Source organism: Crocosphaera sp. Alani8 (assembly GCF_038442745.1).
GTDB lineage: Bacteria > Cyanobacteriota > Cyanobacteriia > Cyanobacteriales > Microcystaceae > Crocosphaera.
The window spans coordinates 20,222-31,159 of sequence record NZ_JARVCN010000269.1 but is presented as its reverse complement, the minus strand read 5'-3'; the positions used below and the strand labels follow the sequence as shown (position 1 = coordinate 31,159).

Genomic DNA, 10,938 nt, shown 5'->3' with positions numbered 1-10,938 from the left:
GGTTTTATGAACATGGTTTGGAACTTTGTCTCGTCAGGTGCAAGATGTGAGTCTAAGGATATTTTTCAATAAAAAATAGGGCCTCTACTATTATCCTAGTAGAAGCCTTTATGAAAATAGTTTTGAACCGAAACACTAAAAAGGACAATCATCCTCATCATCTAACTGCATATCCCATTTGGCTGCTAAAACTTGGGTAACCATAGCTTCTAAAGCGGCAGAGTCCATATTAGAATTACTCTCAGGAATAGGAGACGAATAAGTAACAGGAATCAACCGTAAACAGCGACGATCTTGAATCAAATCAAAATAAACCTCTTGCTTTTGCGATCGCTGAAGTTGTAAATAATCGAAACTGTGAACATTAAGATACAAGGAACGATTAACTACAATGGTTGCTTGAGTAGGATCGTTAAAAACTTCAACAATCCATCCCTCCCCTTGGCTTTCCAGGTTTCCATCGAGGGTATGAATATACTGAACCCTGCCGAGATCGTTGAGAATACGTTTCATGTCCTCAGCATTAATAATAATCCCAAAATCAATAATGCAGGGGGCAGGGAATGGGTGTGAGGGGTTATGGTGACTCATAAAAAATTGCCTGAAAGCACAACAATTGGCGGCCAGTCGAGAGACTGTAGGAGTAGAAAGATAAAAGCAAGGTTTGCTTTTATTTCACGGGAGTAGAGAAACAATGTTGCTGACGACTTTTATATCTATGCCAGGGAACGCTTTTGGTGTCTTGCCCCGTAGCAAGATTAAATTACACAACACCAGGCGTTTAGGTCAAAGGGAGGCTTAAGTTAGGCCACGCTTTTTACTTTATCCAAAGCCTAAGTGCCATCTAACACAATGTTACCTCAATATCTCCTGAAGATTGCTGAAACCGTGACAAGATCCTATTAAATTTTCTACATATATATACTTAAATCTTTGATGTTCGATAAAATCTATTACAATTGCGGAGCTACTTTTCGTTGCATATATTAAACACATTGAAAACTGCAATCAGTTCCCTATTAGGGGCAATTATTTTTTATACAGTTATTCCCTTACCGGATCATTGGCCGAAAAGTTTCCAATCTATTGCCCGTTGGTGTACCCTCATTGGCTTAGGTATTGGGGGGTTATTAGGGGTGACAGATATAACATTAAACCTGATAGGATTTCCTCTAACCGTACGCAGTGCCTTAATTATCGGTTTAGGGATCTATGTCACCGGGGGTTTACATTTAGATGGAGTCATGGATAGTGCCGACGGTTTAGCTGTTACGGACAGTCAAAAACGCCTAGAAGTGATGAAAGATAGCGTTACAGGCGCTTTTGGGGTGATGGCTGGAGTTATGGTGATTCTACTAAAAATTGTAGCTTTGAGTGCTATTTTGGACCACCGTTGTTGGGGTTTAATGTTAGCCTACGGTTGGGGTAGATGGGGACAGATCAATGCGATCGCTTTTTACCCCTATCTTAAACCTACGGGAAAAGGAGCTTTTCACAAACAATATTTGAAAGTTCCCCAAGATTTAATTTTGGGGTTAGTGGGGTTATGGGGAACAACTGGGGTATTCGTGGCATTTAACCCCGAATTATGGACATTGGGTTTAATGGCAACAGCAATAGCAATGGCCATCGCTTCCGGGGTAGCCGCCTGGTTTAACTGTCGGTTTGGGGGTCATACAGGGGACACCTACGGCGCAGTTGTGGAATGGACAGAAACCTTTATTTTATGTTTGCTATCAATTTACAGGCCGTAAACGAGTGACATTCAGGCGAAAATTCCCCCCTCCTGTCTCACCAAATGCACGGACACGAATAATGTAACGACCGGTTTCGGTGATACGAGAGAACAATAATGAGTTTGTACTACCATCGGGTCCGTCGTCGTTTTCAGCAATGGTTGTACCATCGGCTCCCAACAGTAAAATCACACTGTCAAATTCATCAGAAATGAGATCGATCGCAACTTGATCCCCTTTCTGCAGTTGTATGGCATAATCTTTAGCGAACCCACCTTCCCCTGTGGGAATATCTTGCTCCGAGAGACGATCAGCGATTTGTCCATCGGACTTGATAGGAATAGGACTATAAATCTGTTGTCCTCGCACTGGTAAGGGGGCGACTGCTAACGCTAGAGAAAATAAAGCGATCTTTAAAGACCGAGAAAAGGTTTTACCGCACAAGTAGGTCATCTTATCAATAATATTTAAGCACACTCCCGTATAGTCTATCGAATGTCTAGGGATTGGGGTCAAAGTTAATCTAAAATCAGCAAAAAATTTAGAAAATTTTTATTATTAACAACTTGGAACAAATAACTGTAAAAAGTGGAAGTTATCCAAGATTGTATTTTTGAGAACAATCTTCAAGAAACCCCTTGTAAATACTACGTATTGCCCTGTTTTGCTATAATAATTTAATCTAAGGGTTTGGAATTAAAAAAATGTCAGACTTTCCCAATTATAGCGATCGCGTTAAAGAAGATTTAGAAAAAATTAGACAAAATGAGGAACAAAAAAAATCTAAACTACAACAGGAAATGGAAAAAGATCGCCGTTTAGTTCAGAAGGAAGAAGAGTATAAATTACTCTTGAAAAAGCAACGTGAACTAGAAAGGGAGAAGGCTAAGTTACGAGCAGAAATTAAACGAAGACAAACTATTAAGGCAGAACAAGAAATACTCAAGCAGCAGGAATTAGATAGAGAAGAAAGACGCAGAAAACAGATTCAATTTGATAAAGAAAAAATTAGACAGCAAGAGTCATATAAAAGTTCTGCATCACCTTCTTATATTTCAAGGAACTCTCCATCCTCTAATTCTAATGTCGAAGAACAATTGCAAGAATTAGATAAACTAATTGGGCTGAAGCATTTAAAGGATGAAGTTAGGCAATATATTAATTTTCTCAAGGTTCAAAAGTTAAGAGAGAAACAAGGTTTACAACCTGTTCCTATTACTTTGCACTCGGTTTTTTGTGGTTCTCCAGGGACAGGAAAAACAACAGTAGCTAGGTTAATGGGACAAATTTATCAACAATTAGGTATCCTCAAAAAAGGTCATTTAATTGAAACCGACAGATCAGGAATGGTAGCAGGATATGTCGGGCAAACAGCGCAAAGAGTGGATGAATTAATCCAAGAAGCCTTAGATGGGGTGTTATTTATAGATGAAGCTTATGCCCTAAAACCCCTCGATCCTGGAAACGATTTCGGTCAGGAAGCTATTGATATGTTATTAAAAAGAATGGAAGATTATCGAGATAGATTGGTGGTAATTGTAGCAGGATATGGAGATGAAATGACCCGATTTATCAACTCAAACCCTGGTTTAAAATCTCGTTTTAGTCGTTATTTTTATTTTGAAGATTATACACCACAAGAATTATTAGAAATCTTTTATATTTTTTGCAATCAGCATAGTTACACTTTAACAGAAGCTGCAAAAGAAGTTTTATTAACTCGATTTAAAGAATTATACGATCACCGTGATAAGAGTTTTGGTAACGGTAGATTAGTGAGAAATATATTTGAAAAAACTATTGAAAAACAAGCAAATCGTTTAGTTACTATTCCCGATATTAACTCTCAGATCATACAACAAATATTACCAGAAGATGTTGATAAATTAATTATTAATAATTGACAATTATTTTAAGCCAGAGAGCAGGATATATTTGAGTAAGATTTTTTCTCCTTCTGCCTCCTGCCCCCTGCCTTCTGCCTTTCTCATAAGATAAGATGGCTTTGAGAACAGGATTTGGGATTAAATACTAACTTCTTCAATTTCATCTATTATTAATAAAATATCTCCATTACCTTCTTTTTGATGATTAACATTACCATCTTCTGCAAGAAGAGACTGACAATAAGAACAGTTACTTTCTTTATTATTACAATCAGGAAAATCAATACCTTTTCGATTAAAATCGAATAAATAATTATCGAGATTAGTTAGTAAATCCTCTAACTCCGTACTAATTTTGTCATGTAATTCCTGATTATACTGAAAGGTCGTATATTGAGGTTCATGGGGTATTTTAACAAACCAATAAGTCATAGAAATTTGTTCAGGTAAATAATTAGATGTTTCTGCTAACAAATATAAATATAATTTTGTTTGCCAATTATTAGCTAATTTTTGCTCATTTTGAGGCTGTAAATAAGTTTTCCAGTCTAAAATTTGTGCTTGATTTTCATTGATAATTAGTAAGTCATAAATCGCAGTTAATAAATAATTGCCCTTTTCTAGCGATCGATAATGTTCCGCCTCTTGCCAAGATTGGGAATTAAGATGATGCTTTTCACTAACAGAAATTAATAAAGAATCAACTATCTTTTTTAAGTCTTGATCCACATCCAAAATAGAATCTAGAGATAACCCTAAAAAATGTTGTTGCATTAATTGATGAAATTGATTACCCCACAGTAAATTCTCTTGTACCTCTGGGCCAACGGGTAAACTTAATTGCTCTAGATAAACTCTTTGAAATTGGGGAGGACACATCTCTAAAAGATTTAATTGTGCTTGGGAGAGACGAATCAAAAATTGATTAGGGAAATTATCAAGATTATTCATATTATTTAAGTAAAATAGCTCAAGAAACTACTAGAATAAGATAAGATTTTTTCAAAATGTCATGTATCAAAAAAAAGAAACTTTAATTACGGTTCTTTCTCTGATCATCACTCTCGGCATTTTAGGGGGAGGATATTGGTTATTGACTCGACAAACTAAAAATAACGCTACTGATCTTATTTCTTCTTCTACCTCCAAGAATGAACCCTTGCGCTCTAATACTTCTTTACCTTCTCCTCCCTCTCCTTCTGCTGTTACTGCCTTTAGTTTCCCGAAGACGGTTCCCCAAGGAACAACCCTCAAAATAGACGGTTCAACCGCTCTTGTATTAGTCAACCAGTCCCTCAAAAATGGCTTTCAACGGGAGTTTGCAGGGGTCGAGGTGTTAACTGATGCTCAAGGGTCAAGCAACGGGATTAATGCCTTATTAGATGGTAACATCGATATTGCTGCTACATCTCGTCCTCTAACCGCCAAAGAACAAGAAAAAGGTTTGGTTGCTATTCCTGTAGCTAAAGATGCGATCGCTGTGGTTATTGGTATGGATAACAGTTTCCGTAAGAGTCTCACCGCAACGCAAGTTAAAGGCATTTTTCAAGGAACTATTCAAAACTGGTCCGAAGTAGGGGGAGCATTGGAAGCCATAAAAGTGATTAATAGACCTTCTGAGGGTGAAACTAGGAAAATTTTTACAGAATTAGCCCTAAACTCAGAAGAGTTCGGTAACACTCCTAATGTTACCACTATGGATAGAGATACAATCACACCGATGTTACAAAAATTAGGCAGTAATGGTATTGGTTATGCTACTCATACGCAAGTTGCAGATCAGCAAGCTGTAAGGATAGTTCCTATTGATGGTTTAACCCCTGAAGCGGCTAATTATCCCTATCAAAGAACGTTATATTATGCTTATAAAAATCCTCCTTCTGAAGCAGTAAAAGCCTTTTTGGGTTATGCTACTTCCCCTGTTGGACAACAAATAATAGAAGATTCTCAGTAATAAATAATTAAATATTAATGATAATTATTCTCTCAATAAAGCTCTAAACCCTTCTTGTTGAAAATGCTTATCAAACGTTAAGATATCAAAAATTTCTAATTGCCTCATTATTTCCATTGAAGCACAATCGGTTAAACTATATCCTTTGTCTAACCGTCTTTGATATAAGTCAAATGCTTGCTCAAATTGTTCTGTGGTTTGAGGAATAATTAGGGTGTTACTATCGTTACGCAAATCACGGGTTAAACGAATGGCTGATTGACGTAAAAATTGTCCTCGACTGCATAAAGCATTGAGTAATTCTGTCAAAACCATTTCACTAGTAACACCTCTAAAATCACCTAATTGAGCTACTAGAGTCAGACCCAAGGGATTAAGATTATCACCCAGATCAGCTAATGCTTGTAAATAAGAAGTATCTAAAAAAATCTGTCTCATTCTTCCTCATCTTCTCTCGGTGCGCCATACATATAATGTTCAAAGTTACGTGAAAAATCTGTTGGTAATTGTTTGCGCCATTCAGATTGAGGAACAACTTTACCAATTTCTACAATTCGCTGCCAAAAGGGTTTCTTCTGAAATTCGGGGTCATTTTCCAGAGCATCCCATTTAGCATTAAGCTCTTCTATGGATAACTCGTTAGTGTCAGATTGAGGACGATCATTTAGGCTAGTCATAATTAATGTTTGGGCTTGTTATTACTATCATAAATTAACTATAACAAAAATCATCTCTATAGATGAAAGAGAATTTATTAAGTCTGCTTTTAAAAACTAATATTCCTAGATTTTTACTATTAGTAATTGTCATTGTAAATCCCTCTAAACTAAGAATTTAGGATGAAAAGAGAAACTTAGCTATAATTAAAGAACATTCGACCTAAATATGTAAAAATCATAACCTTATTGTCTATGTCTAGTGAAATAGAAAGAGAGATTCTAGAAGCAGTACAAAAACGACGCAACTTTGCTATCATCTCTCACCCCGACGCAGGAAAAACCACCCTCACGGAAAAATTGTTACTCTATGGAGGAGCTATTCATCAAGCTGGTGCAGTCAAAGCAAGACGAGATCAACGTAAAGCGACCTCTGACTGGATGGAGATGGAAAAACAAAGGGGTATTTCCATTACCTCTACCGTGCTTCAATTTGCCTATCGTAACTTCCAAATTAACCTCTTAGATACCCCCGGTCACCAAGACTTTAGTGAAGACACCTATCGCACCCTTGCAGCCGCAGATAACGCTGTTATGTTGATCGACGCGGCCAAGGGACTCGAACCGCAAACCCGTAAACTGTTCGAGGTGTGTCGTCTCAGGGGACTACCCATTTTTACCTTCGTCAATAAAATGGACCGTCCCACCCGCGAACCCTTAGAATTATTAGATGAGATCGAACAAGAGTTAGGACTAAAAACCTACGCGGTTAACTGGCCTATTGGAATGGGCGATCGCTTTAAAGGGGTTTATAGTCGTCGTCAAAAGGCTATACACTTGTTTGAACGTCGCTCCCACGGCTCCCAACAGGCGCAGGAAAACGTGATTAAGCTCGGTGACCCCAAAATTGAGGAATATCTCGAACAAGAGCTTTATTATCAATTTAAAGAGGACTTAGAAATTCTCGAAGAACTGGGGGATGATCTCGACTTGGATCAAGTTCATGCAGGGAAAATGACCCCGATATTTTTCGGTTCAGCTATGACCAACTTTGGGGTAGAACCTTTCCTAGAAGCTTTCTTGGAATATGCTTTGAAACCAGAAGGACGTAACTCGTCCGTTGGGGTAGTCGATCCCACGCATCCCGAGTTTACCGGTTTTGTTTTCAAATTGCAAGCCAACATGGACCCGAAACACCGAGATAGGGTTGCTTTTGTCAGGGTGTGTACTGGGAAGTTTGAGAAGGATATGACCGTAAGTCACGCAAGAACGGGCAAAACTGTCCGTTTATCCCGTCCTCAAAAGCTTTTTGCCCAAGATCGTGCTTCCATTGAAGAAGCTTATGGGGGAGATGTTATCGGGTTGAATAACCCTGGTGTGTTTGCCATCGGAGACACTATTTATAGCGGTAAAAAATTGGAATATGAGGGGATACCTTGTTTTTCTCCTGAAATGTTTTCCTACATTAAAAACCCTAACCCCTCTAAATTTAAGCAGTTTCAAAAGGGAATAAAAGAGTTAAGGGAAGAGGGTGCAATACAGATTATGTATTCTACCGATGAGTTTAAAAGAGACCCTATTTTAGCTGCGGTGGGACAATTACAATTTGAAGTGGTACAGTTTCGGATGTTGAGTGAATATGGGGTAGAAACTACCTTAGAACCTTTACCTTATAGTTTAGCTCGTTGGGTAAAAGGTGGCTGGAAAGCATTAGAAAAAGCAGGGCGTATTTTTAACACTATTACCGTCAAAGATAACTGGGGTCGTCCCGTTTTATTGTTTAAAAATGAATGGGGTTTACAACAGGTTAATGCAGATAACCCTGATTTAAAACTAGATGCGATCGCTCCTGTTGGTGCAGGTATTGAACCTGAATAATTTTCGGGTGGGCATTGCCCACCTAATTAGTTATTATTTAGAGGTAAAAATATGACACTGGATACTAATCAATCAACGGATATTTTATACAATCAAGATTATAATTTGTGGTTAGAAACCACTATTGAACAGCTACGGTTAGAAAAGTTTTCTCAAGTTGATTTAGAGAACTTAATTGAGGAATTAGAAAGTATGGGAAGAAGTGATAAACGTGGGCTGAAAAGTCTTCTTACCCGACTGTTTTAACACATACTAAGAATAGCTTATTGGCACTTCGACTCTGCTCAGTGTCAAGAATCTGAAGGTTTATTTAGTAGAAATATTTGAAGAATGTTATCAAGATGCTAGAAAAATTACTATTAAAAAAACGGGATTAGATTCTACAATCTTTCCTAATGAACCCATCGCTAACTTAGAACAAGTTTTGAACGATGACTGGTTACCAACTATTAAATAATTGAGTAAGTTTATTATGATTACAATCGCTAAATGGTCAGTAGAAGATTATCATAAAATTATTGAAACAGGTATCTTAAGCGATCGTCCTGTTGAATTATTAGAAGGAACTATTATAGAAATGTCTCCAGAATGTCCATTACATCGCAAAAAATGTGATTCTGTTGCTGACTATTTACGGGAAAAGTTAAAGGGTTATGCAAAGGTTTATGAAGCGCATCCTACTACCCTTTCAACATCGGAACCTGAACCGGATATTGCTATTGTTAGATTACCTATTTCTTTGTATGATAATCGTCATCCGTACCCAGAAGATATTTATTGGTTAATTGAAATTTCTGATAAAACTTTAAGCAAAGATTTACAACAAAAACGTTTAATTTATGGGAATGCTGGAATTAGACAATATTGGGTTATTGATGTAGAAAAAAGAGAGTTAAAAGTTTTTAGAAATCTATTAAATGGAGATTATCAAAAGCAAGAAACTTATACAACAGGGACAATATCAACTCTTGCTTTTCCTGAGATTCAATTATGTGTAGAAAGAATAATTTGATTTTTGTGAAGAAAATTCATATTTCTTATGATTCTACTTTTTTTGTGTCATGTATAATTATTTTGCCGAAATATGTTTAATAATTACACCTTGAGTAAGCAATATGGGAATGGAAATTAAGTTTGACTTTTTAGGTACAACATCCACTATATTAGATTTAATCAAAACAGGGGTTGAAGTTAGTCAGTCTCTTTCGCATGAAGCACAAAAAAATTATCGCATCAGTAAAATTTTAAAGAAGTTAAATCTTGCTCCTATAGAAACTGCTGACAATGTTGAAATTGTCTATACTTATGCTTTGGTAAAATATGGTGTCTTTAAACCTAAACCTATTTTAGAGTTATTAAGAAAACCAGAAATTAAAGATTATTTTTGGGGTGCTTATAAAAATAATACTCCTTTAGTTTTTTTGCAAGAAGTTAAGAACTTTATCAGCCAAGATACTGAGTTAACTAAAAAACTTTATAAGTGTATAGGTGATCTTTCAATTGAGTTAGAATTATTTGGAGAAGCTTTTATTTATTATGCGAAAAGAGTAACATCAGAGCAAAATAGGTTTACACTTGAAGATGGTTCTTATCCTGATTGGGATTTAGATAATATTCCTAGGGAATTTAGAGCCTTAATTAATGAAAAAACTCGTTTATTTTGTGGTCGTGAATTTATTTTCAAAGCTTTTGAGGATGATTTTTTAAAAAAATATGATAAGGGTTATTTTGTGTTAGTTGCTGATGCAGGTATGGGCAAAAGTACCGTTGCTTCTAAATATGTTTCAGAAAAAAAGTCAGTTTGTTATTTTAATCGTTTTACTGACAAAAATAAGACATCAGAAAAGTTTTTACAAAGTCTTCGTGAACAGCTAAGAAAGCGTTATCTTTTAACTGATTTTGATGACAGTAATTTATATAATCTGTTACAAGAAGTAAGCGATAAATTACCAGAAGGGGATAAATTAGTAATTGTAGTAGATGCTTTAGATGAAGTTGATCATAATGGGAATGGAAATCTTTTAGACTTGCCTCAAACTCTTCCTAAAGGAGTCTATTTTTTCATGACGAGAAGACCTTATGATCCGGATGAGAAGTATTTAAAGACATCTACAGAGACTTTTAACTATGAGATAGATATTAGTTCAAGAAGCGAGGAAGTAAAATTAAAAGAATATAATCAAGATGATATTAGAAAATATGTTCGTCATTTTATTAATCTAGATGAATCTGAACTTAAAAAATGGATCACAGAATTACCTAATGAAAAAAATGATAACACTAAACTACAGCAAGAAGTTGTTACTATAAATGAATGGCTAAAAAAACAAGATAACTCTATTACTGAGATAGAATTAGAAAATATTTTAGTGAAAAAAAGTGAAAACAATTTTATGTACTTGCGTTATGTATTACCAAGTATTGCAATTGGAAAATATAATGATTTGTGTTTAGAAGGATTACCTGATGGTCTTCAAGACTATTATGTTACCCATTGGAAACGAATGCAAATGGATCAAGATAATAATGATACGAATGTAAAGATATTATTTATTTTAGTGGTCATCGGTGAATCTGTTTCTTCAGAATTCATTGGCGATATTTTAGATATGGATATATTTGAGGTAGAAAACATTTTAATTAAATGGGTAGAGTATATTGTTCCGAAGAAAGTAGAACAAGATGAAGAAGAAAAAACTTACTATACTATTTATCATCGCAGTTTCTTAGATTTCTTAAAAAAACGACCGAAGTTAGATGCTAAGAAAAATAAGAGACGATTTAAAGAAGTTAACAAACAAATTTTTTATTATCTCAATAGGTAAATA

11 protein-coding genes and 1 pseudogene are annotated in these 10,938 nt (G+C 35.8%); 7 read left to right on the top strand and 5 right to left on the bottom strand.

Annotated features, from left to right (window positions below; genetic code table 11):
- Window positions 1-135 precede the first annotated feature (135 nt).
- Window positions 136-591 (bottom strand): hypothetical protein, encoded by a 456-nt coding sequence (locus tag P9B04_RS15385; RefSeq protein ID WP_342055866.1) that lies wholly within the window; start codon window positions 589-591, stop codon window positions 136-138.
- A 404-nt stretch (window positions 592-995) separates the two neighbouring features.
- Here P9B04_RS15385 and cobS point away from each other — a divergent pair, with 404 nt between their 5' ends.
- Window positions 996-1,754: an adenosylcobinamide-GDP ribazoletransferase gene (gene cobS / locus P9B04_RS15380; RefSeq protein ID WP_342055865.1), complete on the top strand. Its 759-nt coding sequence runs from the start codon at window positions 996-998 to the stop codon at window positions 1,752-1,754.
- Here the strand turns inward: cobS and P9B04_RS15375 are convergent.
- A complete protein-coding gene (locus P9B04_RS15375; RefSeq protein ID WP_342055864.1) occupies window positions 1,737-2,189 on the bottom strand; it encodes a PPC domain-containing protein in 453 nt (150 codons plus the stop codon). The two genes, cobS and P9B04_RS15375, sit on opposite strands and share 18 nt — an antisense overlap.
- A gap of 251 nt (window positions 2,190-2,440) precedes the next feature.
- On the opposite strand from P9B04_RS15375, the gene P9B04_RS15370 reads away from it, so the two are divergent.
- Window positions 2,441-3,640: an AAA family ATPase gene (locus P9B04_RS15370; RefSeq protein WP_342055863.1), complete on the top strand. Its 1,200-nt coding sequence runs from the start codon at window positions 2,441-2,443 to the stop codon at window positions 3,638-3,640.
- 120 nt (window positions 3,641-3,760) lie between these two features.
- On the opposite strand, the gene P9B04_RS15365 is transcribed toward P9B04_RS15370, so the two are convergent.
- Window positions 3,761-4,573, bottom strand: coding sequence for a PD-(D/E)XK nuclease family protein (locus tag P9B04_RS15365; RefSeq protein WP_342055862.1), 813 nt, complete (start codon window positions 4,571-4,573; stop codon window positions 3,761-3,763).
- Window positions 4,574-4,634: 61 nt separating this feature from the next.
- Here P9B04_RS15365 and P9B04_RS15360 point away from each other — a divergent pair, with 61 nt between their 5' ends.
- On the top strand, window positions 4,635-5,576 hold the full coding sequence (locus P9B04_RS15360; RefSeq protein ID WP_342055861.1) for a phosphate ABC transporter substrate-binding protein: 942 nt from the start codon (window positions 4,635-4,637) through the stop codon (window positions 5,574-5,576).
- A 24-nt stretch (window positions 5,577-5,600) separates the two neighbouring features.
- Here P9B04_RS15360 and P9B04_RS15355 read toward each other — a convergent pair whose 3' ends face one another.
- Window positions 5,601-6,014: a type II toxin-antitoxin system VapC family toxin gene (locus tag P9B04_RS15355; protein WP_342055860.1), complete on the bottom strand. Its 414-nt coding sequence runs from the start codon at window positions 6,012-6,014 to the stop codon at window positions 5,601-5,603.
- Complete coding sequence (locus tag P9B04_RS15350) at window positions 6,011-6,253, bottom strand: hypothetical protein (RefSeq protein WP_342055859.1); 243 nt, start codon at window positions 6,251-6,253, stop codon at window positions 6,011-6,013. The genes P9B04_RS15355 and P9B04_RS15350 overlap by 4 nt, the downstream gene beginning before the upstream one ends.
- Before the next feature lie 234 nt (window positions 6,254-6,487).
- Here P9B04_RS15350 and P9B04_RS15345 point away from each other — a divergent pair, with 234 nt between their 5' ends.
- The 4 genes and pseudogenes from P9B04_RS15345 to P9B04_RS15325 all read left to right on the top strand — a co-directional run bounded on the left by P9B04_RS15345 (window position 6,488) and on the right by P9B04_RS15325 (window position 10,935).
- Window positions 6,488-8,110: a peptide chain release factor 3 gene (locus tag P9B04_RS15345; RefSeq protein ID WP_342055858.1), complete on the top strand. Its 1,623-nt coding sequence runs from the start codon at window positions 6,488-6,490 to the stop codon at window positions 8,108-8,110.
- Window positions 8,111-8,161: 51 nt separating this feature from the next.
- A pseudogene (locus P9B04_RS25195) lies at window positions 8,162-8,567 on the top strand (DUF29 domain-containing protein).
- A 15-nt stretch (window positions 8,568-8,582) separates the two neighbouring features.
- Complete coding sequence (locus P9B04_RS15330; protein WP_342055856.1) at window positions 8,583-9,122, top strand: Uma2 family endonuclease; 540 nt, start codon at window positions 8,583-8,585, stop codon at window positions 9,120-9,122.
- Window positions 9,123-9,225: 103 nt separating this feature from the next.
- Entirely contained in the window at window positions 9,226-10,935 is a 1,710-nt protein-coding gene (locus tag P9B04_RS15325) for an AAA family ATPase (RefSeq protein WP_342055855.1), read from the top strand.
- The last annotated feature ends 3 nt before the right edge of the window (window positions 10,936-10,938 follow it).

Excerpts from the sequence above, each read along its gene's own strand:
- P9B04_RS15360 (WP_342055861.1), top strand. The coding sequence starts at position 4,635 with ATGTATCAAAAAAAAGAAACTTTAATTACGGTTCTTTCTCTGATCATC.
- P9B04_RS15350 (WP_342055859.1), bottom strand. The coding sequence starts at position 6,253 with ATGACTAGCCTAAATGATCGTCCTCAATCTGACACTAACGAGTTATCC.
- P9B04_RS15345 (WP_342055858.1), top strand. The coding sequence starts at position 6,488 with ATGTCTAGTGAAATAGAAAGAGAGATTCTAGAAGCAGTACAAAAACGA.
- P9B04_RS15325 (WP_342055855.1), top strand. The coding sequence starts at position 9,226 with ATGGGAATGGAAATTAAGTTTGACTTTTTAGGTACAACATCCACTATA.
- P9B04_RS15385 (WP_342055866.1), bottom strand. The coding sequence starts at position 591 with ATGAGTCACCATAACCCCTCACACCCATTCCCTGCCCCCTGCATTATT.
- P9B04_RS15330 (WP_342055856.1), top strand. The coding sequence starts at position 8,583 with ATGATTACAATCGCTAAATGGTCAGTAGAAGATTATCATAAAATTATT.
- P9B04_RS15375 (WP_342055864.1), bottom strand. The coding sequence starts at position 2,189 with ATGACCTACTTGTGCGGTAAAACCTTTTCTCGGTCTTTAAAGATCGCT.
- P9B04_RS15370 (WP_342055863.1), top strand. The coding sequence starts at position 2,441 with ATGTCAGACTTTCCCAATTATAGCGATCGCGTTAAAGAAGATTTAGAA.
- P9B04_RS15355 (WP_342055860.1), bottom strand. The coding sequence starts at position 6,014 with ATGAGACAGATTTTTTTAGATACTTCTTATTTACAAGCATTAGCTGAT.
- P9B04_RS15365 (WP_342055862.1), bottom strand. The coding sequence starts at position 4,573 with ATGAATAATCTTGATAATTTCCCTAATCAATTTTTGATTCGTCTCTCC.